Origin of the sequence: Streptomyces scopuliridis (assembly GCF_042790125.1) — a bacterium.
Classification (GTDB): domain Bacteria; phylum Actinomycetota; class Actinomycetes; order Streptomycetales; family Streptomycetaceae; genus Streptomyces; species Streptomyces scopuliridis_A.
Genome location: NZ_JBHTZS010000008.1, coordinates 142648 through 168383 on the forward strand (window position 1 = coordinate 142648; position 25736 = coordinate 168383).

Below are 25736 nucleotides of genomic sequence, written 5' to 3' on the forward strand. Positions count from 1 at the left end.
GACGACTATCTCAACCGTGCGCTCCTTCGGTTACAGTCTTGAACAACACGAATGACCACCACATGCCGGGGGTCCTTACGTGAAAAAACGCGTCGGACCCGGAGTCCGGCGCCATAGCGCTCATCCAGAGGGACTGAGGGAACGGCCCGTTGAAGTCCCGGCAACCCTCCCGCCGACCATTTCGAGGTCACGGTGGGGAAGGTGCCAATTCCGTCTCGTGGCGAAGTACGTCGCGAGGAAGATGAGGAGAAAGGGCCTCGCCTCCATGGCTGTGCAGACCGCCGTACAGAACTCCGACGCCGGTACCGGCTCGGTGGATCTCGGACCCGCCGCCGCACTCTCGTGCCGCGAGTGCGGAGAGCGCTTCGACCTCGGCCCCATCTTCGCCTGTGCCAGCTGTTTCGGGCCGCTCGAAGTGGCGTACGACCTGCCGAGCGGCACCCCCGAAGAGCTGAAGAAGCGCATCGCCGAGGGCCCGGACAACATCTGGCGCTACGCCCCGCTGCTGCCCGTCCCCGCCGACGTGGCCGGCAAGCCCAATATCAACCCCGGCTTCACCAAGCTCGTCAAGGCCGACAACCTCGCCCGTGAACTGGGCGTCACCGGCTCCCTGCACATCAAGGACGACTCCGGCAACCCGACGCACTCCTTCAAGGACCGCGTCGTCGCCATCGCCGTCGAGGCCGCCCGCGCCTTCGGATTCACCACGCTCTCCTGCTCCTCCACGGGCAATCTGGCCGGTGCCGTCGGCGCCGCCGCCGCCCGTGCCGGCTTCCGCTCCTGCGTCTTCATCCCGCACGACCTGGAGCAGGGCAAGGTCGTCATGGCGGCGGTCTACGGCGGTGAACTCGTCGGTATCGAGGGCAACTACGACGACGTCAACCGCTTCTGCTCCGAGCTGATCGGCGACCCGCTCGGCGAGGGCTGGGGCTTCGTCAACGTCAACCTGCGCCCGTACTACGGCGAGGGCTCCAAGACGCTGGCGTACGAGATCTGCGAGCAGCTCGGCTGGCGGCTGCCCGACCAGATCGTCGTCCCGATCGCCTCGGGCTCGCAGCTCACGAAGATCGACAAGGGTCTCCAGGAGCTGATCAAGCTCGGCCTGGTCGAGGACAAGCCGTACAAGATCTTCGGCGCGCAGGCCGAGGGCTGCTCGCCGGTGTCCACCGCCTTCAAGGCCGGACACGACGTCGTACGGCCGCAGAAGCCGGACACCATCGCCAAGTCCCTGGCGATCGGCAACCCGGCCGACGGCCCGTACGTCCTGGACATCGCCCGCCGCACCGGCGGCGCCGTCGAGGACGTCGACGACGAGCAGATCGTCGAAGCGATCAAGCTGCTGGCGCGCACCGAGGGCATCTTCGCGGAGACGGCCGGGGGTGTGACCGTCGGCGTGACGAAGAAGCTGATCGAGGCCGGTGTCCTCGACCCGGCGCTGACCACCGTCGTCCTCAACACCGGTGACGGACTGAAGACCCTGGACGCCGTCGCGCCGACGACGGGACCCACGGCGACGATCCGACCGAGCCTGGACGCGTTCCGTGACGCGGGCCTCGCCACCAACTGAAAGGCACCTGATGAGCGTCAACGTCCGCATCCCCACCATCCTCCGTACGTACACCGGCGGCAAGGCCGAGGTCGCCGCCGAGGGCGCGACCCTCTCCGAGGTCATCCAGTCCCTGGAGGCCAGCCACCCGGGCATCGCCGCCCGCGTCCTGGACGACCAGGGCAAGCTGCGCCGCTTCGTGAACGTGTACGTGAACGACGACGACGTCCGCTTCGAGCAGGGTCTGGAGACCGCCACCCCGGCCGGGGCCGGCGTCTCGATCATCCCCGCCGTCGCCGGAGGCTGACTTCCCGGATGCCCCGGATGTCCTCCGCTCTGTGACGAGTACGGCCCCCTCCGTGAGAGAAACGGAGGGGGCCGTTCTACATGGTTGAGCGCGGTAGAGTGTGGGAACGCCCCGCTGTCGCCCCTGCCGAAGGCATGCGAGAACGCGACAACATGGGGTCGAAGTCGGAGTGTCGTATGCGCCGTAGGTGCGCTTTGCCCGGCCCGACTTGCCCTGGAACGCAGCGAATTCATCACTATGCGTGTTCAGCCATGCCCAGAATTCTCGTCCGATTGACCTGTTGCAGAGGGCAGTTGGGCAGATACATTCAGCCGCGGTCGACGCGTTCCGGCGCGAAGTGTGGCCCCGTGCAAGGGCCAGTAATAGGGGAGTTAGGCATGGCTCAGGGCACCGTCAAGTGGTTCAACGCGGAGAAGGGCTACGGCTTCATCGCGGTAGACGGTGGTGCGGATGTTTTCGTCCACTACAGCGCGATCCAGATGGACGGATACCGCACCCTTGAAGAAGGTCAGCGAGTGGAGTTCGAGATCTCGCAGGGCCAGAAGGGTCCGCAGGCGGACATGGTCAAGCTCGCCGTCTGATCCCGGCGCGATCGGCCACCGACGCACTGACGTACGTACTCACGCCGAAGGGTCCGCATCCCGTACAGGGGGTGCGGACCCTTCGTGCGTTCCCGCGCCGCCGTTCCGTTCCCGCGCCTCCGTTCCCGCGCCTCCGGGGACACCAGGCGGACCCAGGGGAGCTTGCACTCTCGGGGGTCGAGTGCTAATCATTGGCGTTAGCACTCTGCACGTGAGAGTGACAACTTAAGGACCGGGTCGGTGAGGCCCGAAGAGCCGGTGGGGCAAGGAACCGCACGGCTCTCAGGCCGTCCGTCGCGGGCGCCAGCACGGTCCGGAGCAATCCTTCCCCAAGCTCTCAACTGCGTTCGAGCAGGGGAGACCCCATCCGTCCGGGAGGACCACTTCACATGGCCAAGATCATCGCGTTCGACGAGGAGGCACGGCGCGGTCTCGAGCGCGGGATGAACCAGCTCGCCGACGCCGTCAAGGTCACCCTTGGCCCCAAGGGCCGGAACGTCGTCCTCGAGAAGAAGTGGGGCGCCCCCACGATCACCAACGATGGTGTGTCCATCGCCAAGGAGATCGAGCTCGAGGACCCGTACGAGAAGATCGGCGCCGAGCTGGTCAAGGAAGTCGCCAAGAAGACGGACGACGTCGCCGGTGACGGTACGACCACCGCCACGGTGCTCGCCCAGGCGCTGGTCCGCGAGGGCCTGCGCAACGTGGCCGCCGGCGCCAACCCGATGGCCCTCAAGCGCGGTATCGAGAAGGCCGTCGAGGCCGTCTCCGGTGCCCTGCTGGAGCAGGCCAAGGACGTGGAGACCAAGGAGCAGATCGCTTCGACCGCCTCCATCTCCGCCGCCGACACCCAGATCGGCGAGCTGATCGCCGAGGCCATGGACAAGGTCGGCAAGGAAGGCGTCATCACCGTCGAGGAGTCGCAGACCTTCGGCCTTGAGCTTGAGCTCACCGAGGGCATGCGCTTCGACAAGGGCTACATCTCGGCGTACTTCGCCACCGACATGGAGCGTATGGAGGCGTCCCTCGACGACCCGTACCTCCTGATCGTCAACTCCAAGATCGGCAACGTGAAGGACCTCCTTCCGCTGCTGGAGAAGGTCATGCAGTCGGGCAAGCCCCTGCTGATCATCGCGGAGGACGTCGAGGGCGAGGCGCTGTCGACCCTGGTCGTCAACAAGATCCGTGGCACCTTCAAGTCCGTCGCCGTCAAGGCCCCGGGCTTCGGTGACCGCCGCAAGGCCATGCTCAACGACATCGCCATCCTCACCGGCGGTACGGTCATCTCCGAGGAGGTCGGCCTCAAGCTGGAGAACGCCGGCCTGGACCTGCTGGGCCGTGCCCGCAAGGTCGTCATCACCAAGGACGAGACCACCATCGTCGACGGTGCCGGTGACAGCGACCAGGTCGCCGGCCGGGTCAACCAGATCCGTGCCGAGATCGAGAACAGCGACTCGGACTACGACCGCGAGAAGCTCCAGGAGCGCCTCGCGAAGCTGGCCGGCGGCGTGGCCGTCATCAAGGCCGGCGCCGCGACCGAGGTCGAGCTCAAGGAGCGCAAGCACCGCATCGAGGACGCGGTGCGCAACGCCAAGGCCGCCGTCGAGGAGGGCATCGTCGCCGGTGGTGGCGTGGCTCTGCTCCAGGCTTCCTCGGTCTTCGAGAAGCTTGAGCTGACGGGCGACGAGGCGACCGGCGCGCAGGCCGTCAAGCTCGCGCTGGAGGCTCCGCTCAAGCAGATCGCCGTCAACGGTGGTCTTGAGGGCGGCGTCGTCGTGGAGAAGGTCCGCAACCTGACGGTGGGTCACGGCCTGAACGCCGCGACCGGCGAGTACGTCGACATGATCGCCGAGGGCATCATCGACCCCGCGAAGGTGACGCGCTCTGCCCTGCAGAACGCCGCCTCCATCGCGGCGCTGTTCCTCACCACCGAGGCCGTCATCGCCGACAAGCCGGAGAAGGCCGGCGCGGCCCCGGCCGGCGGCGGTATGCCGGGCGGTGACATGGACTTCTGAGCCTGACGGCTCGGACCGGTCCATGGTCTGAAGTGACCGAGGGCGGTACCCCTTCGCGGGGTACCGCCTTCGGGTGTTTCAGGGGGTGTAGTCCTTGAGCTTCTCGGTTTCGAGGGTGATTGCGACGGGGTCGGGGAGTTTGACCGTGGAGCCGTAAGGGTGTGTGGTGCGCGTTTGGTATTTGCCCTTCCGCGGGTCGGCGTAAAGGACCAGTTCTTCCGCGTCGCGGTCGATGAGGAGATAGACGGGGATGTTCGCCGCCGCGTAGCCGTCGCGCTTCTCGATGCGGTCGCGGCGGTCCGTGTCGTGGTCGTGTGAAGTCACTTCGACTGTCATCAGTACGCCTTCGGGTCCGGCCCACTCACCATCCTGGCCCACGAAGTGGTCGAGCGGTGCGAGGGCGCCGTCCGCGCGGGCGCGGCCGTTGCGGTAGGTCTCGACCTTAAGACCTTGCTCCGGGTACAGCGCGAGTTCGGGACGTTGCTGCATGCACTGCCTCAGCAACCACATGGCAATGGCCCCGTGAAGCTGGTCCGGCAAGGGTTTGACCTCTAGCTTTCCGTTGATGAATTCGAGCAGCACCGTCTCAGGAGCCTTGCGAGCAAGCTCCTCGAAGTCCTCGACGGACATCTGCGGCCGCACCTCGGCGCAGGGGCTGGAACTGGGGCTGGGGGTCATGGCGTCGCCTCCTCCCCTCCATGGTGCCCCGGTTTTATGGCGGCGGATCGACTGGATGGTCATGTACGGGTCCTTTCGGGTGGGCGGGTCGCCGCCGCGCGGGCCTCTGCCACGCGGGCGCGGACCTGAGTGGGGGAGAGCCGGGAGGCAGGGGGTGCGGGGACAGGCTCACCCCTGCATGGGCCGCACTCGCCGTCGGTGAGCGTTTCGGGGCGGCCTGGGGCGCCGCACTTCGCGCACTCCAGGACGCGTAGTGGCGGGCGTGGGGCGCGGATCCGCTCCGGTGGGAGCTTGGACGTCAGCCGTGCACGGGCGATCCCCGCCGGGTGATGGACCTCCGCGGGGAGTCCGGAGGTGAGGGCGCGCAGGATGTCCCTCTCGGTGGCGCCCCGTTCGAACCACGGCGTGGTCAGCGGCTCCAGCGCCGCGCAGTCGGCGGCCGACAGTGACATCGTCGGCGCACTGCGGCCGAGCGCGGCGAGCAGGATGAAGGCGCGGGAACGCGTCGGCGGGTGTGAGGTGTTGACCCGCGCGTCCGCGGTGGCAAGGTCGCCGGTGACGAACGCCGCCCACCAGTCGTTGCCCCGCGCGGTACGGGAGAACCACGTACGCGTCACCCAGCGCATGCCGTCCGGCCCGGCGAGGTGTTCCCTGCCGCGCCGCAGATGCCCGGCCACCTGGAGGCGGCGGAGCGCGGTACGCAGGGCGCACTGCCCGTACGGGAGCACCCTGGCGAGGGCCTTCACCGAGATGTCCGTGCCTTCGGGCAGCCGGTCGATGAACGCGGCGACGGCGGCCTCGCGCGGCGGGAGGTGCGCGAAGTCGTCGTCCCTGCGGGCCTGTTGACCGGGCGTCGAACGCTTGCCGTAGCCGGGGGCCGCCATCGGGGGAGAAGTGGGTGAAGCGGGTGAGGCCGCGTGCGTCTCGGGCACGGCGGCACTAAGCTGGCTCTCAGCCATGGGATCGGGTCCTAAGCCGTCGATCTTGATTGGTCAGGCCCTCGCAGGTGTTGCTAGCACCGGCGGGGGCTGTTTTGTGCTCTCTGGGGCACGCTAGAGCGTCGCAACCCTGCGTGGCAAGTCGGTCACGAAAAGTCAATTCCCCAGGCAGGGAGGGTGGGTGGGTTAAGACCCGGCCTCCCGATCCTTGGAAAGAGGGCTCGGATCCCGAGGCTTGAGCCCCGGGACGCGCATCTCGACGTACGTCCCCGCGCCGGGCGCCGAGTCGATCGTCACCCGGCCGCCGACGCCCGCCACCCGGTCACGTACGGAGCCGTCGAGACCCGAGCCGGTCGGGAGCGTTGTCGGGTCGAAGCCGGTGCCGTTGTCGAGGACGCTGACCATGACGACGTCGCCCGCGAGTTCGGCGCGTACCACCGCGCGCGCGGTACCCGCATGCTTGACCACGTTCGTCAGCGCCTCGCGTGTCGCCTCGACGAGCGCGTCGGCGACCTTCTCCGGCACCCTCGCGGCTCGCTCGGACGCGCTGCGCAGTTGGGCGGTATGCACCTCCACCGTCTGGCCGATCCTCGCCATGTCCTCGGCGAGCCGGGCGAGGCCGCTCGCGAGGTCGCCGTTTCCGGTGACGGGGTGTTCGCCCCGTACGAAACCCCGCAGCCAGACGGCCTCGGCCCGGACATGCGCGTGCAGTCCCGGGTCGGTGATCCACGGCTCACGGGCGAGGGTCTCCAGGGTCTGGAGCACGCGGTCGTGCAACAGACGCGCGTGTCGGACGCGTTCGCGCTCGGCCGCGAGCTCCGCCTCTTTCACCATGGCGGTGTCCGTCGCGAGGTCCAGTTCCCGGCCGGTGCGGCGCAGCGCCCCGGCCACCGCCCAGGCGACCCCCGCGTTGGCCAGGTAGGGAACGCTGTTGGGGACGGCGTTCCAGACGGGTTCGCCGAGCCGGGTCACCGCCGTGACGGCGTACGCCGCCGCGGGCAGCGCGGCCAGCGCCACGACGGACACCAGCCTGGTGCATACGAGCCCGAACCCGACGCTCGCGAGCAGGCTGAACGGGTAGACGAAGTAGGCCCAGGTGTGGCCGTGCGCCCGGTCGGTGAGACCGCCGCCCACGACCAGGACACCGGCCATGACCGCCGCGTCCGCGGCCACGAGCGCGCGCGGCGGGACCCGGCGGAGCCGTAAGCCCACCGCGATCAGCGCGAAGCTCTCGCCGGACACGACCGCGCACAACGCCACCCCCGCCACCAGCGGTTGATAGTGGGGGAACGTGGTGACAGCTCCGATCACGACCTGCAACAGCCCGCCCAGGCGGAACAGTACGTACGCCCGCAGCACCACTCTCTCGCTGCGAAGCACTCCCGCGACCGAGCCGGTGGCCGCACCCATGACCGGCGCGCTCACGTCGGGGCTGTGCCTCTGTCCGCGCCCAGCCGCGCCATGGCCGCGCGGGTCAACTCCGCCTTGTTGCCGACCTGGAGCTTCGCCCGGATCCGCTCGACGTACGTGTCGACGGTGGTCTTGCGTACGCCGAGGCGCGTCGCGATCTGCGCGTGGGTGAAGCCGCGCGCCACGTAACTCAGCGTCTCCTCCTCCCGGGCGGAGAGCCGGGGGCCGACGGTCTCCGCCCCCGGCCCCGGCTCCCGGCGGGTCAGTTCGGCCTGGAGGATGTCGGCGAGTTCGGCCGACAGCGAGAAGCCGCCGGCGGCGACGGTCTCCACCGCCGCGACGAACAGTTCCGCGCTGCAGTGCTTGGTGACGTAGCCGCCGGCCCCGGCCTTGATGGCGCCGAGCACATCGGCGGGCAGCCCGGAGGCGGACATCACGAGGACGCGGGTGGCGACGGACAGCGCGGCGACCGCGTCCAGGGCGGGCGTACCGCCGTCGAGATAGAGGTCGAGGACGATGACGTCCGGTGCCGCGCCGGCCGCGAGTGCCTCCTCCAGCTCGCGCAGCGAGCCGACGGACGCCGTCGTCGTGATGGACGAGTCGGGCAGGGCACCGAGAATGTGGGCGATGCCGTGACGGGCGATGGGATGGTCGTCCACCACCGCAACGGTGATCATGGGAGACCCCTCGGCGGCCGAAAAGTCGGTGGTGACGCGGTCGGCGGCCATTGTGTCCTGTCTTTCCGGCGTACGGAAGACGCGCCGGCCGGGCTCCTCCCCGAGGGGAGCGGCGGATTCCGGCCGACGCGTCCGGCTGTACGGGAGCGCGGCGGTATCAGTAGCAGACCTGCTGGCCCTTGTTGATGTACTCGTAGTAGCCACCGCCACAGCCGAGATGGAACAGATGCCGGGGCTGGGCGCTCTGGCCGCCGTACACCCCGCCCGCGCCGGTGAGCTTGGCGTTGTACATGAGCGAGAAGTGCAGGTGCGGGGCGAAGCCGCCGGTGCCGCCCACCAGGCCGATGACGGTCGCGTCCGTGATCCGCTGGCCCTTGCTGACCAGAATCCGGCTGAGGTGGCAGACGACGCTCCAGTAGCCGCCGCCGTGGTCGACGACGATGTACTGCCCGCAGGTCTCCCAGCCCGCGGGCGCCCAGCCCGCGTACAGGACCGTGCCGGGGCCGCCCGGCGCGAGGACTTCGTCGCCCTCACGCATGCCCAGATCGAGTGCGTAGTACTGGTTCATGTTGCCGGTGGTGTTGCAGTTGACGTGGTAGCCCTCGCCGTAATGACTGCCGTTCTGCATGGCGTAACCGGCGCCGCCGTTGGCCTTGTACGTCAACGGGGTCTGGAGGAACTTGCTCGTCGGCCAGTCGACGCAGCCGGCGATCGCGGAGGGTGCCGTGGCTGCGGTAGGTGCTGAGACCGCCGCGACCGCGCCCGGTACGGCGAGCGTGGTGAGCAGGGTGAACGCGGCGGCCACGGCCACGGCGAATCTGCGCGAGCGGGACCGGGGTGGCCGGGGCCATCGGATGCCCATCGGGACCTCCTAGTGATCGTCAAACGTCAACGGAGGTCCCAGCGTCGCAGCGCCACGGAGGGCGAGGGCAGGGAGCGCGGTGTCGTCCATTCGCACCACATGTGTTGTGGTGCGGGCGGCGCGCCGCCGGTATCGGCTATCGCATCGTCGGCCGCGTGGGTCCTTTCTGTTGAGTGCGGTCCCGGGCCGACACCGTGATCAGTGCCGGGGCGGTCGTTCCCGTGGACCTGAGTGCGTCCACGAAGATCTCCGTCGTCCACGTGGCTACATCGAGTGACCACTCGCGGACGCGGCAACGGAACGACGGCCCTGGGCGCATCCCCTCCGTCTGGACTTCGCCGGCCAGGGGGAGTGCCAGGCCGTCCAGCGCGGTGGTCGGGGGTGAGTCGGGTGGTGCGGGGCGGATCGTCATCGCGTCGTACGTACGTTCCTGGGCCGCGGTGAGGATGTCGGAGGCGCGGGAGGGCAGAGCGGCGGGTTCGGTGGCCCATACGGACACGGTGAGGTCGACCGGCGCGTCCGGGGCCGGGTCCGCGAGGGCGAACCAGGCCGCCGCGTCCGCGAGGTCCGCGCGGCCGTCGGGGGCCAGGTGGAGAGGGGCCAGGGTGTGCAGGCCCGTCAGGCGGAAGCGGCCCAGTCGGGTCAGGACGTCGCGGAGGACCGTCGCCGCGGGCTGGACCGGCAGCCGCTGCCCGCGAAGCTGTTCGGTGACGGCGACCTGGAGCCAGGCCAGTTGGCGGATCTTCCCGTCCTGGGTCCAGTCCCCGCCCGCGTCGTTGTGCCCCCAGCGCTCGCCCTCGGGCCCGCCCGCGTGGAAGGAACTCAGCCCGTAGGCGACCGTACGCTTCACGACGAGGCTGTACATGTCCTCTTCGAAGCTGTGGTCCTCATAGGCCCGGCGGATCCATGAGGCCAGATCGAGGACCCCATGGACGCCCAGAATCATGGTCGGTGCCAGGCCGTCCATGTCCGCGTCATCGCTCAAGGCAGCAAGCTCCTAAACCGCGCACCGCAACGACTGGGTCGCCGTGACGGCCTTCTCCGGTGAGTCGACCACTCCGATGATGTCCACATCGATGACGCTCCGCCAATGGATCGTCCGATTCACATTGACGCACTGTTTGCGCGCATTGGCCCGGCGTGCGCTGCCGCCGCCGGGCTTCACGACCTTGGAGCCGGTCGCGACGGTCCGCCAGGAACCGTCAGCGTTCTTCACCTGTAAATCAACGGTGACGCGCGCCTTCTCGCCGGGGCCGCTGACCTTCTTCCACCACCCGTGAGCGGACGCGGTGGGCGGTGGCGTGCTGGAGACATGGACGCGGTCGCCATCGGTGATGATCACGCCGGGCTCGGCCGCCTCCTCCGCGTAGGCGGGAGCGAATGACGTACCGGCGAGGAGGGTGGTCACGGCAGCTGACAGGACAAGGACTTTCCGCATGTACATGGGGATACCTCCGCTGATCCACTGGTTCGTGGTGTTCTGTCAGCTTGGAGGTCGGGCCGGGTACCGATCAAGGAGTTGGCGATGAGTCGCCAGCCTCGGCCAGGAGGATGCGGGCCAGTTCGTGGGGCTGGGAGAACATCGGCAAGTGGCCGGTGTCCATCTCGACGAGCCGCCAGTGGTCGCTGGTCAGCAGCGCGGCCACGCGGGCGTTCGGCTTATCGCCGTCGAGGAGGCATTTGATGTATGTCGCCGGAAGCTCGCCGAGCGGGCGGGCCAGCGTGGCCGGCTCGGTCAGCGAGGCGCCCGGGTGAGGCGTCGAGCCGGTCACGATCCGGGTGATCTGCTCGTCGCTGAGTCCCTGGCCGTCGTAGTCGGCCGCGGTCAGCGGCGGCCAGAAACCACCGGTCTCGGCGATCGCGCCCTCCACCATCGCCCGGCCGTCCGGCCAGCCCGACACGAACGACTCGCCGTCGGCCGGAACGTCGGAGTCGACGAAGATCACGCGCGTCAGCCGGTCACCGATCAGCTCGGCGGCCTGGCCGGTCGGGATGCCCGCGTAGCTGTGCCCGACCAGGACGACGTCCCGCAGATCGTTCCGCTCGACGACGTCAACGATGTCCCGGACGTGCGTCCGCTGTCCGGCCGGTACGCCCTGCTTCTCGGCGAGGCCGGACAGCGTCACCGCGTGGGCGCCGTGGCCCGCCGCGCGCAACTCCGGCACCACCTCGTCCCACGCCCACGAACCGAGCCACGCTCCTGGTACCAGTACGAATTCAGTCATGCCGGAAACGTAGTGGAGGGGTCTGACAACCCGTGTCAGGCCACTCCGCCGCCGGTCAGCCGGCCTTGCTGTCGGACTTGACGTCGGAGAGGAAGGTGGACCAGGACGCCGTACGGAAGACGAGCGCGGGGCGGTCGGGGAACTTGGAGTCGCGGACGGGGACGATGTCGGGGTGGCCGTCGGCCACCTCGACACAGCTTCCGCCGCTGCCGTCGCTGTGCGTCGACTTGCGCCAGACACTGCCTACTTCGACGCAGTTGCCGCCGTCCCCGCCGCTGTGGGTCGACTTGTTCCAGACGGTGCCTACTTCGAGGCAGTTGCCGCCGCTCCCGCCGCTGTGGGTCGACTTCCGCCAGGAGGTGCCTACTTCGAGGCAGTCGCCGCCACTGCCGCCGCTGTACGTCGACTTCTGCCAGGTGCCTACCTCCAGGCAGTTGCCGCCGCTGCCATCGCTGTAGCTGGACTTGTACCAGGACACACCGCTCAGGTCGTACTCATGGCTGCTGCTCTGCATGTTCGTAATCCTCCGCCACTGATTCGATCAGGGCCAAGGACTTTTCCGGTGAGAGTGCGCTGGCCCCCAATAGATCGTAGGCCAGTTCGTACCGGGCGACCGATGCCGGATCGTCCAGCAATTGGCCCGATCCCGCGCCCTGGAGATAGGCGAGTGGGGGTGCGTCCTCGAAAGACATGAGTTTGATGGCGCCTCCCATGGACGCGTGAGCTCCCGCGCTGAACGGCAGTACCTGCACGATGACCCTGTGGCGTCGGATCAGAGCCGCGACATGACGCAGCGCCTCCGCCATCACCGCAGGTCCACCCACCGGCCGACGCAGAATCGCCTCGTCAAGCACCGTCCACACAAGGGGCATTGTTGGATCCTTCAGCAGCTTGGCGCGATCCAGCCGCGCCGCTACCAACTCGTCGATGACCTCCTCCGGCGCCGTCGGGTGGTACCTGCGGAAAACCGCCCTCGCATACGCCTCCGTCTGCAACAGACCCGGGATCAGCTGCGGCTCGAACTCCCTGATCATCGTCGCGATCGCCTCGGCCTCCGCCGCCTCCGCGAAGTGATCCGGATACTTCGACTTCTTCAACGCCTCGCAATTCCGCAGGAAGAAGCCGTCCGTCTTGAACACCTCATCGAAGTGAATCGCGTATTCCGGCTGCATTCGACGCGTACCCGCCTCGATCTGGCCGATCAGCGATCCGCTGACGAAGATCGGCCTGCCCAGCTCTTCCTGGGACATGTCCGCTTCGTCGCGCTGATGTCGGAGCTCGGCGCCGAGCATGGCGCGCGGTGAGGACGACGGGTCGAGGGGCTTGGGTCCAGGCATAGGTGCTCCCGGTGGGACAGATGTCGGTGTTGTGCCGCTTCCTCTATGCACGCTAGCGACTGTTGGCCACGCTGTGTAGCCCGATCAGTCACACACAGTGGAGAGTTGCGATGCTTCGTACCCAGGACACAAGAGACGCCGTCATGCACCGGTTCAGCCTTGTGCACTGCTCAGCAGACAGTTCCCCGGACTTCGACGACCCCCGTTACGACGGGCTCAAGTCCCGGCCACCGGAGGGATGCACGGTGGTGCGATTCGAGGCGTACTTCAGTCTGCGCTGCGTGCGCCGGGGTGCGACCCTGCTCGACGCCGTGGGGCCGCTGTGCGCCGAGATCAGGGCCGAACACGGCCTGCTCATGACCGATCTCGGGATCGAGGGGCTCTGGGAGTGGGCCTCCGACGGGACCGACGGCCGGGGCGCGGAGGTGGTGGGGCAGTTGCTGCTGATGGCCGCCGAGCGCGGGCCGCTGCTCGGGTACAGCGTGGATGACCTGGTGCGGTTCCTGCGTACGGCCGCGGTGGGTTGAATGACCTGTCGGATGTTCAGGCGCCCGTCGTGGAGCCGGGGCGGATGATCATCAGGACCGTGACCGTCGCCCACAGGAGGTTGAAGATCCCCGTGTGCATGCCCAGGCGCGCGGTCATCCTGGTGGTCGACGTTCCCGTGGCTTCTTCGAGGTCCGTCACTATGGCCTCCTGGCGCGGCAGTACCAGCACCATGAGCGTGACGGCCGCGAGCCCGGTCAGGATGATCGAGACGATCAGCCAGGTGTCGCCCAGGACGCCCATCGCGCTACCCGTGGCGAAGCCGAAGACCGGCACCGCGAGACCGATCGTCGCGTAGACGCGGCAGATGCGGTGCAGCAGTTGTACCGACGACAGCGCCCGGGGGTCCCCGGGCGCTGCCATCGCCCGTCTCGCGTACGGCGGGAACATGCTGGCGGCGACGGTGACCGGGCCGATCGCGACGATCGCGGCGAGGACATGAACGGCGAGCAGGAACTTCGTCACGGCGTGGATCGCTCTTTCGGCTTCGGCGGGAGGAGGCTGTACGCCGACGCTAAGGCGCTGCTCACGGCCGTAGTAGTGGCTCGATTGCCAGGTGTCGCCGGATTCTCGCCATGGGTCGGCCGGACCGGCCCTAGCGGGTCTCCTGGCGGCGGTAGTCCACGGGCGGGAGGCCGTAGGCGGTGCGGAAGGCGCGGCTGAAGTGGGGGTAGTGGACGAATCCCCAATGGGCCGCGATGCGTTGGGCGGACAGATTCCGCAGGGCGGGATCGGCGAGGTCGCGGCGGGCCCGTTCCAGACGCTGGCCGCGTATCCAGGCCGAGACGGTGACGCCTTCGGTCTGGAAGAGGCGGTGCAGATAGCTGACGGAGATCTGGTGTGCGGCGGCTATGGACGGTGGGGTCAGCCCTGGGTCACACAGATGCTGCTGGATGAACGCGTGGATCCGCAGTGTCAGGGAGTGGCCGCCGGCCTCGGGCGGCAGCGTGTCGTCGGCGTCGATGTGATGCGCCAGCACCGCCGAGATCAGATCGATGACGACCAGCTCCAGGCGGGGACCGTCGGCGAGGCCGTAGGAGGCGGTGTCCTTGACCAAACGCGTGAGGAGCCCCGCCAGAAGGGCGCCCGTCCCGTCGCGCAACGGCAGCGGCCGGGCCAGCAGCCGGTCGACTGCGCGCGTGGGCAGGCGCAGCAGCGCTTTGGGAACCTCGATCCCCACCATCCGGACGGGTGCCGGACTGTCGAGCACATGGATGTCGAACGGCCGTGAGGAGTCCACGACATGCATGTCGTGCGGGCCATGGACGGTTTCCAGGCCGACATGCGAGATGCCGTTGGTGCCCCGCAGCGGAAGGGTGAGGTGGTACAGCTCGGGATCGGAACGCCGGATCAGCCTGGCGGTCCGCCGGAAGCGCACCGACTGTACGGTCATCGGCCATACGCATACGGAGCCGAGCTGGAGCAGCCGCATGTCCACCCGGAAGCCCGCGGTGTGTTCACTGCTCATGTCCATCGGACACAGCGCCTTGACCATGTGCTCACGCCAGAGGCCGAACCGGTCGGCCGGGGACAGATCACCGGTCCGGAACACGGTCTCGATCATACGTTTCACTCTATCCGGACCTGTGGACGCAAAGGCAAGCGTTATGCACCCTCCGTCATGGACGGCCCAGGTGGGAATGGCGAGAGTGGGTGACGAGCGGAAAGGAAACGAAAACGAAGCTGACGGGCCGCTCAGTACCGTCTCTCCGTCATCGAACGCGAACAGACCATACCCCTGGAGGGAACGCACGTGTCGTGGAAGAAGAGAACCGCCAGTACCGCTTCGGTCATGCTCCTGGCGGCGGGGGGCATGATGGCGACGGCGTCACCGGCCGCCGCGGACGGCCCATGCCCGGCGAACCGCATCTGCGTCTACGACGCGACGAACTTCGGTGGCAATCGCATCGCCAGCGGTAGCACCAACTCCTGTTTCTTCCCTCAGGACTTCACGTTCGGCACCATCGTGTCCTACGACAGCAACCTGTCGGTGGACGCGAAGGTCTGGCACTACTACGCCGACGTCGGTGTCTACAAGGCCGCCCGTACGTTGGTGGCCGGCGGTTTCAGCAGCAATATCGGTGTCCCCAACCTGGGCGCCGCCTATGGCGACCTGGTGTGCATGGGCAACGCGCGCCCGTGAGCTTCGATGTGCGCAAGGCGCTCACGGCCGTTCTGGCGGCGGCGCTGCTCATGCCGCTTCTGTGGGCTCCGGCCGAAGCGACCGAAGCGGTCGGCGTGACCGGAGCTGCCGGTCGCGTCGACCGTCTCACGCTGGTCGCCGACGTGGACATACCCCGAGGTGCCACCGTCGACCTGCTGCGACGGACGATGACCCTTGCGGCTGGAGAGAAACGGCATCTGCGTGGCCGGCTGGAAGCCACCAGCAGTACGACGGGAATCGTCGGCCTGACAGAGCGCATCAGGTGCCTGAACTCGACGGGCCAGACCGTGCCCGTAGTCGCGGCGTCTGCCCGTAACCACGAAGGCAGTGACACAACCACGTACGCGACCCCAGGCCATCTGCCGCTCTACGCCGATCTGCTGTTCACCGCGCCGACTGCCGGTGTCTATACCTGTGTGCTGCAGGGCACGGCCTACTCAACGCTGCCGGGCACCTACCACCTCACGGCGGTCGCCAACGGCACGTGGCTGGAAAGCGACGACACCCACCAGCACGGTGCGCACTGGTGGCAGAACCCTGCCTGCGAGAGTGCCGACACGGCCGGTGCGTGCACGTATGTCGGTGACGGAGCCGCCCGCCGGGATGCCTGGGTCTTCTACGACGACGGAACACCGGTCCACCAGTGGCAGGCACACCCCGACGCGGTCAGCGTCTCGGCACAAGCGAATGTCGAACTGACCACGTGCTACCGGGGAACCGCTTCCTGCGCCGAATCCATGCAGGTTCACCCGCGCGGTCGGAACGCGGTGGTGGACACCCGCTTCGAGTTCATCCAGCTCGATGCCACCGCCCATGCTTGCCGTACCCACAGCGCGTCCGCCCGTCGGAACGTCACCGACGACGCGCACCACGCCGTCGGCTACTCCGCCCTGTCCGACATCCCCGTCGACCCCGCGTGCGGCACCCGGACATTCCTCATGCGTGTCTACGTGAAACACGTATCCGGACAGACCGTCAAGATCGACGGTGTGCAGAGCGGCATCACGTCCCTCACCAACGGCATCGCATTCAACAACTTTCCCACTGACGCGGCGGGGGCAGCCCCTTAGCCTGTGGCCATGCACACCGTGGCCGTCCTCGCGCTCGACCGGGTCATCCCCTTCGACCTGTCCTCACCGATCGAGGTCTTCTCCCGTACCCGGCTCCCCGACGGCCGGGCCGCCTACCGGGTCGTGGTCTGCGCGGCCTCGGCCGGGGCCGAGGTCGACGCCGGGCTGTTCGTGCTCCGGGCGCCGTACGGGCTCGACGTGCTCGCCGAGGCCGACACGATCATCCTGCCCGGTACGGACACCCCGGCCGCCCCGGTGCCTCCGGACGTACTCGACGCCCTGCGGGCCGCCGCCGCGCGTGGCACGCGTATCGCCTCCGTGTGCAGCGGGGCCTTCATCCTCGCCGCCACCGGGCTGCTCGACGGGCTGCGCGCGACCACCCACTGGGCCGCTGCCCCGCTGCTGGCCGCGAACCATCCGGCCGTGACCGTCGACCCCGATGTGCTGTATGTCGACAACGGCCAGTTCCTCACCTCGGCCGGGGCCGCCGCCGCGCTCGATCTGTGTCTGCATCTGATCCGTAAGGACTACGGCTCGGCCGTCGCCGCCGACGCGGCCCGGCTGTCGGTCATGCCGCTGGAACGGGAGGGCGGCCAGGCGCAGTTCATCGTCCAGGACCAGCCTCCGGTGCCCGCCGGGGCCACGATGGAGCCTCTTCTGCGGTGGATGGAGGAGAACGCCGGGCGTGAGCTGACCCTCAAGGACATCGCCGCGCGGGCGGCGACCAGCACGCGGACCCTCAACCGGCGGTTCCGGGAGCAGACGGGGACGACTCCGTTGCAGTGGCTGCACCGGGCCCGTATCCGGCAGGCCCAGTACCTGCTGGAGGCGACGACCCACCCGGTCGACCGCATCGCGACCCAGGTGGGGTTCGGGTCACCTACGGCTTTCCGCGACCGGTTCAAGCGGGTCGTCGGTACGAGTCCGCACCTGTACCGGAGCGCTTTCCGGCACGGATGAAAGCGCTGTTCGCGCGTTGAGTTCCGTCAGTATCGTCCTCGTGAAGCCGAAGCAGTACGTGGCGACGAAGCCCGCCGCGTAGCCGGCCAGCAGCCCGCCCCCGTACACCATGACCAGCTCGCCCAGGCCCTTGTCACCGTCGAGCAGCGGGAACAGCGCCCAGCCGGACGGGCCGATCGCCGTCGAACCGACCGCCGCGCCGAGCTGGCTGAAGAGGCCCACGAAGCCGCCGCCGAAGGCGCCGCCGACACAGGCCGTGATGAAGGGGCGGCCGAGGGGGAGGGAGACGCCGTAGATGAGCGGTTCGCCGACGCCCAGGAAACCGGCCGGGAGGGCGGACTTGATGGTGCGGCGGATCGAGCCGTTGCGGGGGAGCCGGACGTAGACCGCCGCCGCCGCGCCGACCTGGCCCGCGCCCGCCATGGCGAGGATGGGGAGGAGAACGGTGTATCCCTGCTGCTCGATCAGGGTGGTGTGGATCGGGATCAGTGCCTGGTGCAGCCCCAGCATGACCAGGGGGAGGAAGAGGCCGCCGAGGACGAAGCCCGCGCCCGCGCCGCCGTTCGCCAGCAGCCAGTTCGCGGCGTCGCCGATGGCCGTGGAGACCTCGCCCGCGACGTACATCAGGCCGTACAGCGTGACCAGACCGGAGACGAGGACGGTCAGGGCCGGGGTGACGAGGACGTCCAGCGCCTCCGGTACCACCCGCCCGCACCACTTCTCGACGTACACCGCGAGCACCGCCGCGCCCAGCGCGCCGAGCACGCCGCCCTGGCCCGGGGCGAGCTTCTGGCCGAACGCGTCAATGTGGGCGACGCCAGGGAAGACGATGATCGCGGCGACCGCGCCGCCGAGGACGGGCGTACCGCCGAACTCCTTCGCCGTGTTGTAGCCGACGAAGACCGCGATCAGCGACATGAAGCCGGACGCGAGGGCGGCGAGGGCGGGGACGAGGGCGGGGAGCCAGTGGAGGTTGGTGAGGAGACCGTTGAGGCCCGCGAGGATGCCGCAGCCGATGAGCGCGGGGATGAGCGGGACGAAGATGTCGGCGATGCGGCGGAGGAAGAGCTTGAACGGGGTGGCGTTCCTGGCTTTGCGTGCCGCCTTGATCGCGGCGCCGCGTTCGGCCAGTTCGTCTGCGCCGGCCGCCTGGGGCGCGCGTTCCGCCTCCACCAGGCGCTCGAACTCCGGCGTCACGCGCGCCACCGTCCCCGGGCCCAGGACGATCTGGTACGTCTCGTCCTCGACCACGCCCAGCACGGCGGGGAGCGCCTTGAGCGGCTCGTCCCGGACGAGGGAGCGGTCGTGCAGGCCGAGGCGGAGCCGGGTCATGCAGTGGGCGACGGCCGCGATGTTCGCGGCGCCTCCGACGAGCGGGAGGATCGCCTCGGCCGTGGCGCGGTTTCTGTCGGTACCGGTGTTTCCGGAGGGTTCGGGCGTTTCTGCTGGTGCCATGGTGCGTGGTGTATCAGCTGGTACGGGTGGCCTTCAGCGCGGCGCGCAAGTGGCCGTCGGAGTCGGTGAGGAGCGCGGCGGCGGTGGGTGCGTCGACGGCGCCGAGGATGGTGAGGATGGCGTTCTTCACCTCGCCGTCGGTGGCGGCGAGCGCGACCTCGATCTCCTCGTCCGACGCGCCCGTGGCGAGCGAGACGATCCGCCGGGAGCGGGCGCGCAGCTTCTCGTTGGAGGCGCGGACGTCGACCATGAGGTTTCCGTACGTCTTGCCGCGCCGGATCATGGTGATCGTCGAGAGCATGTTGAGGACGAGCTTCTGTGCGGTACCGGCCTTGAGGCGGGTGGAGCCGGTGAGCAGTTCGGGGCCGACGACGATCTCGATGCCGTGTTCGGCGGCGGCGGCCAGCGCGCTGCCCGCGTTGCAGGAGAGCCCGATGGTGAGCGCGCCGAGGCCGCGGGCGTGCTCGACGGCGCCGATCGCGTACGGGGTACGGCCCGAGGCGGAGATGCCGACGACGGTGTCCTCCGCGCAGAGTTTCAAGGCGGTCAGATCGGCCGCTGCCAGCTCCTTGGAGTCCTCGGCCCCTTCGACGGACGTGACCATCGCGCCGGGGCCGCCCGCGATCAGGCCGACGACCTCCTCGGGGTCGGTGTTGAAGGTGGGCGGGCACTCGCTGGCGTCCAGCACGCCGAGCCGGCCCGCCGTACCGGCGCCCGCGTAGATCAGCCGGCCGCCACGGGCCGCGCGCTCGGCGGTGGCGTCGATGGCGGCGGCGATCCGGGGGAGCTGGGCGGCGACGGCGGTGGGGACGGTGCTGTCCTCGCCGTTCATGATGCGGGCGATGTCGAGGGTCGGCAGCTGGTCGATCTCGGCGAGCTCGGGGCGGAACGCCTCGGTGGTCAGGGAGTCGAGCTGCGCGCGGAGTTCGCCGTACTGGGAGGTCATGAGGAGGCGGCTCTTTCTTCCGAGTGAGCGGCATGCGGGTGCCGTTGATTACCGGGGAGGGGAGGGGAGGGGAGGGGAGGGGGTGGGGCGGGGTCAGCGGGTGCTGCGGGGGCTGTGGCGGTGCGCCAGGGCCTCGTACGAGTCGGAGAGCGCGGGCGCGGCCGTCTCGTACGTACGCTGCGCCACGCCTATGAACAGGCAGTCCACGACCAGCAGTTGGCTCGTACGGCTGGACATGGCGGCCGGGCGCAGCTCGCTCTCGCGGGCGGTGGAGGTGGTCAGTACGTGGTCGGCGTACTGGGACACGGGACCGTCCGGACGGCCGGTGATCGCGACCGTCGTCGCGCCCCGGTCGAAGGCGACGCGGAGCGGTTCGATGACATCGCCGGTGGAGCCGGAGTGGGTGATCGCGATGGCGACGTCGCCGGAGCGGAGCTGTACGGCGTTGGTGACGGCGAGGTGCGGATCGGAGTGGGCGTGCGCGATCAGGCCGATGCGCAGCAGCTTCTGGGCGAGGTCCATGCCGACGAGGCAGGAGGCGCCGACGCCGTAGATGTCGATGCGGCGGGCGGCGGCGGCAGCGGCGACGACCGCGCCGAGCTGGACGGTGTCGAGTCCGGCGGCGGTGTCGGCGAGCGTCTGCTGCTCGTCGTAGGCGAGCTTGGCGACGACATCGGCGATGGGATCGTCGACGGCTATGTCGGCGGTGACGGAGGGGGCGCGGCCGGACTGCTGCTGGGCGGCGAGGCCGGCGAGCGCGAGACGGAGATCGCGGTAGCCGGGGTAGCCGAGGAGACGGGCGGTACGGACCACGGTGGCCTCGCTCGTACCGGTCAGCTCGGCGAGACCGGTGACGGTGAGGGCGGCGCAGCCGGCGGGGTCGCCGGCGACGGCTTCGGCGACGAGCTGCATGGAACGGGTCATGGTCGGCGCGAGGGTCCGTACCTTGGCGGCCAGGGCTGCGGGGGCGGGTGGGGCGTCACCGCTGAAACTTTCCTTCACGTCTGAGGTCACCTGTGAAAGATATTTTCGGATTTCGGCGGTCGTCAACCCCTCGCCGTCACCGACAATGGCTGAATGGACGACCTTGAGCAGGCACTGCACGCCGCCCGCGCCCTGGTGCTGGCCGACCTGGCGGCGGGCGATGTCGCGCGCGCCGAGGTCGTGTCGCTGGTGGAGGACTCGGTGTCGCACCGGCGCTGGTGGGTGGAGCAGTGGCCGGAGGGCGTCGCCTACGTGGCCGGGCTGGTGGCGCAGGACGTACAGGACGCGTTGTTGGAACGGTACGGACGGTGGCCGCTGTGCCCCGTCTGCGCCGAGGACGAACCGGACGGACCGCACGCCCTGGAGGTGGAACCGGAGCTGGGGCCCGATCCGCACTGGGTGTGCGCGAAGGCGGGGGTGGTGGTCGCGGCGGTGGGGTCGCTGGGCTCAGGACGAGGGGCCGGAACCACCTCATGACGCCCTAGAGCCAGTCGTGTTCGCGCGCGTAGCGTGCCGCTTCGTGGCGGGTCCGTGTCTGGGTCTTCCGCATGGCGTTCGAGAGGTAGTTGCGTACGGTGCCCTCCGCCAGGTGGAGGCGGGCGGCGATATCGGCGACGGAGTACCCCTCGCCGGTCACGCGCAGGACGTCGATCTCCCGGTCGGTGAGCGGGCAGTCGTCGACGACGGCGAGCGCGGAGACGTCCGGGTCGATCCAGCGCTTGCCCTCGTGCAGCGTGTGGATGACCGACGTGATGTGCGCGGGCTCCGCCGACTTGCTGACGAACCCCTGGACGCCGAGTTTCAGGGCCTTGCGGAGCACCCCGGGCCTGGCATGGCGGGTCACCATGAGGATCACCTGGTCCGGCCGCGCACGGCGGATCTCCGCGACCGCGCCGAGCCCGTCCAGACCGGGCATCTCCAAGTCGATGACGAGCACATCGGGCCGGTGCAGCAGGGTGGCCCGGACCGCGGATTCGCCGTCGTGCGCTTCGGCGAGCACGGTGATCTCGCCTTCGAGCGTCAGCAGCGACGCCAGTGCCTTGCGGAGCAGAGCCTCGTCGTCGGCGAGCACCACGCTGGTCATCGGTCGCCCTCCCGCGCCCCTGCGGGCACCGTCGCCGGGCGAAGGCGGGGAAACGCCGCGGCCGTGATGAAACGCCCGTTCTCCTGCTCCACCGTCAGCGCGCCTCCGTTGTCGCCCACTCGTTCCCTGAGGGCCGCCAGTCCCCTGAGCCCCGGAAGGGGAGTCTCCCGCGCGCCGTCGTTGACGATGGTGATGCCCGACTTCGAGAGGGTGATCCGCACGCGCGTGGCCTGCGCGTGGCGCAGGATGTTGGTCGTCGTCTCGCGGAGGACCTGGCCGAGCAGCCCGTTGACGCTCTCGTCGACGTCGGCCTCACGGTTGACGCGCACGCGGATGCCGGCGGCCTCGAAGAGGTTCTTCGCGTTCTCCAGCTCCACGGACAGATTGAGCCGCCGCTGTGCGTAGGCGAGCTCCTTGGTCTGGGTGATGGTGTCGCTGACCAGGGCGTGCACTTCCCGTAGTTCCTCCTCCACGCGCCCGAGGTCGCTGCGCAGCAGCTTCTCGGCCAGCGTGATCTTCAGCTTCACCACATGCAGTGTGTGGCCCTGGATATCGTGCAGATCACTGGCGAACCGTATGCGCTCCCGGATGACGGCCAGCTCCGCCTCGCGTTCCCGTGCTTGCTCCATGACCTTGTAGAAGCCGTGGTTGGCGAACTGGGCGCCGATCGTCACCACCGCGACGGCCGTGGGGATGAGGACGTACTCGATCAGAACGCCGGAGACGTTGTCCCGTGATTCCGTCAGCCTCGCCGCGCCCACCGCGGCGACGTACACGGTGAGCGCCAGGGCCGCCGCCGCTCGGTGGCGCGGCAGCCGGGGGATCAGATAGGGGCCCACGATCGTCAGGCCGTAGAACGCCGTGTGACTCCCGGCCACCAGCACCCCGAACGGCCACACGGCCGCGGTGATGACCAGGCAGGGGAGGACGACGCGGGAGGTCTCGTCCGCCGACCACCGCGCGAAGACCAGCAGGCCCGCCGCCACGCCGAGGGCCAGGACGGCGGCGTCCCACCAGGTCCGGGAGTCGGTCGCCACCAGCACCGCCCCCACGGCGGCCAGCGGCGGGACGAACGTGACGCGGTTCCATCGGCGCAGCGGCCCCTGGGGCGTCTCGGCGTGCTCCATGTGCGGCTCCCCGGGATCGGGCATCAGGGTCTGTCCCCGCAGTATTCTCCCGGCTCCGCGCGTGGCACCAGTGACACCGCGTCATGCCTTCGCCCCCAGGAATGTCATGGCGCGGTGATGACACCACGCCACTGCCCGACGCGCGTGACAACGGCTGAGATCGACCCATGACCTCGACACCAGTCATCGACGTAGAACGTCTGAACCTCAGCTACGGCGACTTCCACGCCGTGAAAGACCTGTCCTTCCAGGTGGGGAAGGGGGAGCTCTACGCGCTCCTCGGCACGAACGGGGCCGGCAAGACCTCGACCCTGGAGACCATCGAGGGCCACCGTCCGGCCACCTCGGGCACCGTGCGCGTCTTCGGGCAGAGCCCGCGCGACCGGCGCGCCGTGCGGCCCAGGATGGGCATCATGCTCCAGGAGAGCGGATTCTCCCCGGACCTGACCGTGAGGGAATCGGTCCGGCTGATCGGAAAGCTCTCCCAGCGTGCGGACAGGGCCGAACGCGTGCTCAGCATCGTCGACCTCACGCACAAGGCCGGCACCCAGGTGTCCCAGCTCTCCGGCGGTGAGAAGCGACGGCTGGACTTCGCCACGGCCGTGTACGGGAGCCCCGAGCTGGTCTTCCTGGACGAGCCCACCACCGGCCTGGACATCCAGTCCCGGGACGCTCTGTGGGACGCCGTGGACAAACTGCGCGAAGACGGCTCCACCATCGTGCTCACCACGCACTACCTGGAAGAGGCCCAGCAGCGCGCCGATCGCATCGGGCTCATGCACAAGGGCACCTTCCACCAGGAAGGGACCGTCGCCGAGCTGACGCGGACCCTGCCGGCCGCGATCCGCTTCTCCCTTCCGGTCCGCTCGGCCCTTCCGGCCCTGGCACTGGCGCTGCCGTTCCAGGCCACGCGCGAGGGTGACGGGAAGGTCCTCATCGAGACCTTCAACGTGCAGGAGGACCTGCACACCCTGCTCGACTGGGCGCACGCCAACGCGGTGGAGCTGCGGGATCTCCAAGCGGGACCGACTCGACTCGATGACGTCTTCCGCTCCATCGGCAGCGCGTAGACCACCACCGGAACGTCCACGGAACTTCCCGAGAAGAGGACCTGCCCCATGCTCTCCATCGCTCTCAGCGAGCTGATCCAGATCTTCCGGAACCGGCTGGTTCTGGTCACCAGTTTCATCATGCCCGTGGCGGTCAGTACGTACTTCATCTACCAGCACGAGATCTTCGCCAAGCTGGGCAGCCTCGGATACATCGCGGCGGTGGTGATGTTCACCGTGGCCGCGTTCGGGCTCTACACCACCGCGGTGACCACGCTGGCCTCGCGCCGTCAGAACCTCTTCCTCAAGCGGCTGCGCTCCACCCCGGCGAGTGACGCCACCATCCTCTCCGGGCTGATGCTCCCGGTCACCGTCCTCGCACTGGTCCAGATGACCGCGATCCTCATCGTGCTGGCCGCTGCCGCCGGCGAGCCGGCCAATGTTCTCCTCCTGGCGGCGGCGGTCCTCTCGACGGTGGTCATGATGCTCGGCCTGGGGCTGGCCACGGCGGGACTGACGAACTCCCCCGAGCACGCCCAGGTGACCACGCTGCCGGTCAGCCTCGGCGTCATCGCCGTGACCAGCTGGGTGGGAATCAGCGGCACCGAGGAGTTCACCCTGCTCAAGCGGCTGCTCCCCGGCGGCTCGGCCACCGAACTGGTCCTCAACGCCTGGAACGGCGGCGTTCCCGTGGCGGACTCCCTGCCCCTGCTGTTGCCCACGCTGGCCTGGGTCGTCGTCGCCGTGGTGCTGGCATCCCGGCTCTTCCGCTGGGAACCGCGCCGCTGACCATGCCGATGAATGCTCGGTCAGCCGCGCTGGGCCCGGTCGTAGACCTTCTTGGCCGTGGTCCTCAGCACCTCTCCGTACATCTTGGTCGGTGTCAGGGAGTCCAGCGAGGCGTTGACCGAGACCAGGACGCCCTTGCCCTTGCCGGTGGTGGCGTCGAAGTCGGCCAGCCACGGCCCGCCGCTGGCCCCGCCGGTCAGGTCACAGGGGATCATCTGCGTGCCGTGCTCCCTCTTCGTCCTGCCGACGCAGCGGAGAAGTTCCTCGCCGAGCTGCGGACGGGTGGCGGAGTAGCCGAGGGCGGTGACCGTGCCGCCGACGGCGCGGTCGAAGGCGATGGGCCGGCCGCCCACGACGTCGGTGAGCTTGCGGCCGTTCTTGTCGGCGTCGACGACCAGCGCGGCGACGTCGTTGACGGAGTCGTTGTCCCAGGTGCGCGGGGTCGCGGCGGAGCGGAGCGCGAACGCGCCGTACGGCTTCTCGCCCTTGTGGTAGCCGGGGACGAACACCATCGTGGTGTTGGTGTTGGCGGGAGAGGAACCCATGCGCACGCAGTGGGCGGCGGTCATCGCGACGGAGCGGTTGGCGCTCTTCACGGCGGTGGCCGTGCACCATGTGTCGGCGCCCCGCGCGTTGACGAAGAAGAGCCGCCCCACGGCCTTCAGAGCGGCGCCCTTGTACGGCTTGGCCTTCGGCCCGGTCGGGCCGAGGTCCACGGACTTCCCGACGGCCTTGATGCGGGCGGTCGTCCAGTAGGCCAGGGCCTCGCGGCGTTCCTTGGCGGTGTACGTCATGACCGAGACCGGATCGGCCGAGGCGGCGGCACGGGCCCCGGCGGTCGCGGCCATCGCCGGGACCGGGGCGGCGAGGACGAGAGCCGTGCCGGCCACGGCGAGTCCCGTGGCCCGGCCACGAAGGCGCCGGAACAGGGGAGTTGAGGTCTTGGGCATGGCGGGTGTCTCCTCGGGGGCCCGCGGGGGCGCGGG

General features: G+C 69.2%; 29 protein-coding genes and 1 riboswitch. Of the genes, 11 read left to right on the forward strand and 18 right to left on the reverse strand.

The window, feature by feature from the left end:
* Positions 1-117 precede the first annotated feature (117 nt).
* Positions 118-248, forward strand: a riboswitch (SAM riboswitch).
* A 17-nt stretch (positions 249-265) separates the two neighbouring features.
* The 4 genes from thrC (at position 266) to groL (ending at position 4449) form a co-directional block, all read left to right on the forward strand.
* On the forward strand, positions 266-1567 hold the full coding sequence (gene thrC / locus ACFRKB_RS15240; RefSeq protein WP_383106223.1) for a threonine synthase: 1302 nt from the start codon (positions 266-268) through the stop codon (positions 1565-1567).
* A 10-nt stretch (positions 1568-1577) separates the two neighbouring features.
* Entirely contained in the window at positions 1578-1853 is a 276-nt protein-coding gene (locus tag ACFRKB_RS15245) for a ubiquitin-like small modifier protein 1 (RefSeq protein WP_365972430.1), read from the forward strand.
* 377 nt (positions 1854-2230) lie between these two features.
* Positions 2231-2434, forward strand: a complete 204-nt coding sequence (locus tag ACFRKB_RS15250) for a cold-shock protein (protein ID WP_005315736.1) — start codon at positions 2231-2233, stop codon at positions 2432-2434.
* A 389-nt stretch (positions 2435-2823) separates the two neighbouring features.
* Positions 2824-4449 carry a chaperonin GroEL gene (gene groL, locus ACFRKB_RS15255; RefSeq protein ID WP_249952171.1) on the forward strand — a complete coding sequence of 542 codons (1626 nt, stop codon included), beginning with the start codon at positions 2824-2826 and terminating at the stop codon, positions 4447-4449.
* 78 nt (positions 4450-4527) lie between these two features.
* Here the strand turns inward: groL and ACFRKB_RS15260 are convergent, their stop codons facing one another.
* From ACFRKB_RS15260 to ACFRKB_RS15305, 10 genes are all read right to left on the reverse strand, one after another.
* Positions 4528-5127 carry a Uma2 family endonuclease gene (locus ACFRKB_RS15260; protein ID WP_383106391.1) on the reverse strand — a complete coding sequence of 200 codons (600 nt, stop codon included), beginning with the start codon at positions 5125-5127 and terminating at the stop codon, positions 4528-4530.
* Positions 5128-5186: 59 nt separating this feature from the next.
* Positions 5187-6086 (reverse strand): hypothetical protein, encoded by a 900-nt coding sequence (locus ACFRKB_RS15265; RefSeq protein ID WP_383106225.1) that lies wholly within the window; start codon positions 6084-6086, stop codon positions 5187-5189.
* 165 nt (positions 6087-6251) lie between these two features.
* Positions 6252-7490: a sensor histidine kinase gene (locus tag ACFRKB_RS15270; RefSeq protein ID WP_383106227.1), complete on the reverse strand. Its 1239-nt coding sequence runs from the start codon at positions 7488-7490 to the stop codon at positions 6252-6254.
* Positions 7487-8152, reverse strand: a complete 666-nt coding sequence (locus ACFRKB_RS15275; protein ID WP_383106229.1) for a LuxR C-terminal-related transcriptional regulator — start codon at positions 8150-8152, stop codon at positions 7487-7489. Before ACFRKB_RS15275 ends, ACFRKB_RS15270 begins: the two co-directional genes overlap by 4 nt.
* 157 nt (positions 8153-8309) lie before the next feature.
* Positions 8310-9014, reverse strand: a complete 705-nt coding sequence (locus ACFRKB_RS15280; protein ID WP_383106230.1) for a M23 family metallopeptidase — start codon at positions 9012-9014, stop codon at positions 8310-8312.
* Between the two features lie 136 nt (positions 9015-9150).
* A complete protein-coding gene (locus ACFRKB_RS15285) occupies positions 9151-9999 on the reverse strand; it encodes a hypothetical protein (protein ID WP_383106231.1) in 849 nt (282 codons plus the stop codon).
* A 12-nt stretch (positions 10000-10011) separates the two neighbouring features.
* Complete coding sequence (locus ACFRKB_RS15290) at positions 10012-10452, reverse strand: hypothetical protein (RefSeq protein ID WP_383106233.1); 441 nt, start codon at positions 10450-10452, stop codon at positions 10012-10014.
* 73 nt (positions 10453-10525) lie between these two features.
* Positions 10526-11239: an alpha/beta fold hydrolase gene (locus tag ACFRKB_RS15295; protein ID WP_383106234.1), complete on the reverse strand. Its 714-nt coding sequence runs from the start codon at positions 11237-11239 to the stop codon at positions 10526-10528.
* Positions 11240-11294: 55 nt separating this feature from the next.
* Positions 11295-11753: a DUF397 domain-containing protein gene (locus tag ACFRKB_RS15300; RefSeq protein WP_383106236.1), complete on the reverse strand. Its 459-nt coding sequence runs from the start codon at positions 11751-11753 to the stop codon at positions 11295-11297.
* Entirely contained in the window at positions 11734-12576 is an 843-nt protein-coding gene (locus tag ACFRKB_RS15305; RefSeq protein ID WP_383106238.1) for a helix-turn-helix domain-containing protein, read from the reverse strand. The genes ACFRKB_RS15300 and ACFRKB_RS15305 overlap by 20 nt, the downstream gene beginning before the upstream one ends.
* Positions 12577-12686: 110 nt before the next feature.
* Here ACFRKB_RS15305 and ACFRKB_RS15310 point away from each other — a divergent pair, with 110 nt between their 5' ends.
* Entirely contained in the window at positions 12687-13103 is a 417-nt protein-coding gene (locus ACFRKB_RS15310) for an amidase (RefSeq protein ID WP_383106240.1), read from the forward strand.
* Positions 13104-13119: 16 nt separating this feature from the next.
* Here ACFRKB_RS15310 and ACFRKB_RS15315 read toward each other — a convergent pair whose 3' ends face one another.
* Together ACFRKB_RS15315 and ACFRKB_RS15320 are read right to left on the reverse strand one after the other, a co-directional pair.
* Positions 13120-13587, reverse strand: a complete 468-nt coding sequence (locus tag ACFRKB_RS15315; protein WP_383106242.1) for a hypothetical protein — start codon at positions 13585-13587, stop codon at positions 13120-13122.
* A 130-nt stretch (positions 13588-13717) separates the two neighbouring features.
* A complete protein-coding gene (locus ACFRKB_RS15320; RefSeq protein WP_383106244.1) occupies positions 13718-14686 on the reverse strand; it encodes an AraC-like ligand-binding domain-containing protein in 969 nt (322 codons plus the stop codon).
* Between the two features lie 189 nt (positions 14687-14875).
* On the opposite strand from ACFRKB_RS15320, the gene ACFRKB_RS15325 reads away from it, so the two are divergent.
* Genes ACFRKB_RS15325 through ACFRKB_RS15335 form a run of 3 tightly spaced genes read left to right on the forward strand, consistent with a single transcriptional unit; the run spans position 14876 to position 17316 of the window.
* Complete coding sequence (locus ACFRKB_RS15325; protein ID WP_383106245.1) at positions 14876-15265, forward strand: peptidase inhibitor family I36 protein; 390 nt, start codon at positions 14876-14878, stop codon at positions 15263-15265.
* A complete protein-coding gene (locus ACFRKB_RS15330; protein WP_383106247.1) occupies positions 15262-16356 on the forward strand; it encodes a hypothetical protein in 1095 nt (364 codons plus the stop codon). Before ACFRKB_RS15325 ends, ACFRKB_RS15330 begins: the two co-directional genes overlap by 4 nt.
* A 9-nt stretch (positions 16357-16365) precedes the next feature.
* Entirely contained in the window at positions 16366-17316 is a 951-nt protein-coding gene (locus tag ACFRKB_RS15335; RefSeq protein ID WP_383106249.1) for a GlxA family transcriptional regulator, read from the forward strand.
* Here ACFRKB_RS15335 and ACFRKB_RS15340 read toward each other — a convergent pair.
* The 3 genes from ACFRKB_RS15340 to ACFRKB_RS15350 all read right to left on the reverse strand — a co-directional run bounded on the left by ACFRKB_RS15340 (position 17233) and on the right by ACFRKB_RS15350 (position 20731).
* Entirely contained in the window at positions 17233-18771 is a 1539-nt protein-coding gene (locus ACFRKB_RS15340; protein WP_383106250.1) for a PTS transporter subunit EIIC, read from the reverse strand. The genes ACFRKB_RS15335 and ACFRKB_RS15340 overlap by 84 nt on opposite strands.
* Before the next feature lie 13 nt (positions 18772-18784).
* Positions 18785-19717, reverse strand: a complete 933-nt coding sequence (gene murQ, locus ACFRKB_RS15345; RefSeq protein ID WP_383106252.1) for an N-acetylmuramic acid 6-phosphate etherase — start codon at positions 19715-19717, stop codon at positions 18785-18787.
* A 93-nt stretch (positions 19718-19810) separates the two neighbouring features.
* The gene (locus tag ACFRKB_RS15350) at positions 19811-20731 is read right to left on the reverse strand and encodes a MurR/RpiR family transcriptional regulator (protein WP_365972174.1); all 921 of its coding nucleotides are present in this window, start codon (positions 20729-20731) and stop codon (positions 19811-19813) included.
* Between the two features lie 63 nt (positions 20732-20794).
* On the opposite strand from ACFRKB_RS15350, the gene ACFRKB_RS15355 reads away from it, so the two are divergent.
* Positions 20795-21178, forward strand: a complete 384-nt coding sequence (locus ACFRKB_RS15355) for a hypothetical protein (RefSeq protein ID WP_383106253.1) — start codon at positions 20795-20797, stop codon at positions 21176-21178.
* A 4-nt stretch (positions 21179-21182) separates the two neighbouring features.
* On the opposite strand, the gene ACFRKB_RS15360 is transcribed toward ACFRKB_RS15355, so the two are convergent.
* Together ACFRKB_RS15360 and ACFRKB_RS15365 are read right to left on the reverse strand one after the other, a co-directional pair.
* Positions 21183-21785 carry a response regulator transcription factor gene (locus ACFRKB_RS15360; RefSeq protein WP_383106255.1) on the reverse strand — a complete coding sequence of 201 codons (603 nt, stop codon included), beginning with the start codon at positions 21783-21785 and terminating at the stop codon, positions 21183-21185.
* Positions 21782-22936 (reverse strand): sensor histidine kinase, encoded by a 1155-nt coding sequence (locus ACFRKB_RS15365; RefSeq protein WP_383106256.1) that lies wholly within the window; start codon positions 22934-22936, stop codon positions 21782-21784. The genes ACFRKB_RS15360 and ACFRKB_RS15365 overlap by 4 nt, the downstream gene beginning before the upstream one ends.
* Before the next feature lie 143 nt (positions 22937-23079).
* Between ACFRKB_RS15365 and ACFRKB_RS15370 the strand changes: the two genes are divergently transcribed.
* Both ACFRKB_RS15370 and ACFRKB_RS15375 read left to right on the forward strand, forming a co-directional pair.
* A complete protein-coding gene (locus tag ACFRKB_RS15370; protein ID WP_383106258.1) occupies positions 23080-23982 on the forward strand; it encodes an ABC transporter ATP-binding protein in 903 nt (300 codons plus the stop codon).
* 48 nt (positions 23983-24030) lie between these two features.
* Entirely contained in the window at positions 24031-24750 is a 720-nt protein-coding gene (locus tag ACFRKB_RS15375; RefSeq protein WP_383106259.1) for an ABC transporter permease, read from the forward strand.
* A 20-nt stretch (positions 24751-24770) separates the two neighbouring features.
* Here the strand turns inward: ACFRKB_RS15375 and ACFRKB_RS15380 are convergent, their stop codons facing one another.
* Positions 24771-25700, reverse strand: a complete 930-nt coding sequence (locus ACFRKB_RS15380) for a trypsin-like serine peptidase (protein ID WP_383106260.1) — start codon at positions 25698-25700, stop codon at positions 24771-24773.
* Positions 25701-25736: the final 36 nt, after the last annotated feature.

Excerpts from the sequence above, each read along its gene's own strand:
- thrC (WP_383106223.1), top strand. The coding sequence starts at position 266 with ATGGCTGTGCAGACCGCCGTACAGAACTCCGACGCCGGTACCGGCTCG.
- ACFRKB_RS15245 (WP_365972430.1), top strand. The coding sequence starts at position 1,578 with ATGAGCGTCAACGTCCGCATCCCCACCATCCTCCGTACGTACACCGGC.
- ACFRKB_RS15250 (WP_005315736.1), top strand. The coding sequence starts at position 2,231 with ATGGCTCAGGGCACCGTCAAGTGGTTCAACGCGGAGAAGGGCTACGGC.
- groL (WP_249952171.1), top strand. The coding sequence starts at position 2,824 with ATGGCCAAGATCATCGCGTTCGACGAGGAGGCACGGCGCGGTCTCGAG.
- ACFRKB_RS15260 (WP_383106391.1), bottom strand. The coding sequence starts at position 5,127 with ATGACCCCCAGCCCCAGTTCCAGCCCCTGCGCCGAGGTGCGGCCGCAG.
- ACFRKB_RS15265 (WP_383106225.1), bottom strand. The coding sequence starts at position 6,086 with ATGGCTGAGAGCCAGCTTAGTGCCGCCGTGCCCGAGACGCACGCGGCC.
- ACFRKB_RS15275 (WP_383106229.1), bottom strand. The coding sequence starts at position 8,152 with ATGATCACCGTTGCGGTGGTGGACGACCATCCCATCGCCCGTCACGGC.
- ACFRKB_RS15280 (WP_383106230.1), bottom strand. The coding sequence starts at position 9,014 with ATGGGCATCCGATGGCCCCGGCCACCCCGGTCCCGCTCGCGCAGATTC.
- ACFRKB_RS15290 (WP_383106233.1), bottom strand. The coding sequence starts at position 10,452 with ATGCGGAAAGTCCTTGTCCTGTCAGCTGCCGTGACCACCCTCCTCGCC.
- ACFRKB_RS15295 (WP_383106234.1), bottom strand. The coding sequence starts at position 11,239 with ATGACTGAATTCGTACTGGTACCAGGAGCGTGGCTCGGTTCGTGGGCG.
- ACFRKB_RS15300 (WP_383106236.1), bottom strand. The coding sequence starts at position 11,753 with ATGCAGAGCAGCAGCCATGAGTACGACCTGAGCGGTGTGTCCTGGTAC.
- ACFRKB_RS15305 (WP_383106238.1), bottom strand. The coding sequence starts at position 12,576 with ATGCCTGGACCCAAGCCCCTCGACCCGTCGTCCTCACCGCGCGCCATG.
- ACFRKB_RS15310 (WP_383106240.1), top strand. The coding sequence starts at position 12,687 with ATGCTTCGTACCCAGGACACAAGAGACGCCGTCATGCACCGGTTCAGC.
- ACFRKB_RS15320 (WP_383106244.1), bottom strand. The coding sequence starts at position 14,686 with ATGATCGAGACCGTGTTCCGGACCGGTGATCTGTCCCCGGCCGACCGG.
- ACFRKB_RS15335 (WP_383106249.1), top strand. The coding sequence starts at position 16,366 with ATGCACACCGTGGCCGTCCTCGCGCTCGACCGGGTCATCCCCTTCGAC.
- ACFRKB_RS15340 (WP_383106250.1), bottom strand. The coding sequence starts at position 18,771 with ATGGCACCAGCAGAAACGCCCGAACCCTCCGGAAACACCGGTACCGAC.
- murQ (WP_383106252.1), bottom strand. The coding sequence starts at position 19,717 with ATGACCTCCCAGTACGGCGAACTCCGCGCGCAGCTCGACTCCCTGACC.
- ACFRKB_RS15355 (WP_383106253.1), top strand. The coding sequence starts at position 20,795 with ATGGACGACCTTGAGCAGGCACTGCACGCCGCCCGCGCCCTGGTGCTG.
- ACFRKB_RS15360 (WP_383106255.1), bottom strand. The coding sequence starts at position 21,785 with ATGACCAGCGTGGTGCTCGCCGACGACGAGGCTCTGCTCCGCAAGGCA.
- ACFRKB_RS15365 (WP_383106256.1), bottom strand. The coding sequence starts at position 22,936 with ATGCCCGATCCCGGGGAGCCGCACATGGAGCACGCCGAGACGCCCCAG.
- ACFRKB_RS15370 (WP_383106258.1), top strand. The coding sequence starts at position 23,080 with ATGACCTCGACACCAGTCATCGACGTAGAACGTCTGAACCTCAGCTAC.
- ACFRKB_RS15375 (WP_383106259.1), top strand. The coding sequence starts at position 24,031 with ATGCTCTCCATCGCTCTCAGCGAGCTGATCCAGATCTTCCGGAACCGG.
- ACFRKB_RS15380 (WP_383106260.1), bottom strand. The coding sequence starts at position 25,700 with ATGCCCAAGACCTCAACTCCCCTGTTCCGGCGCCTTCGTGGCCGGGCC.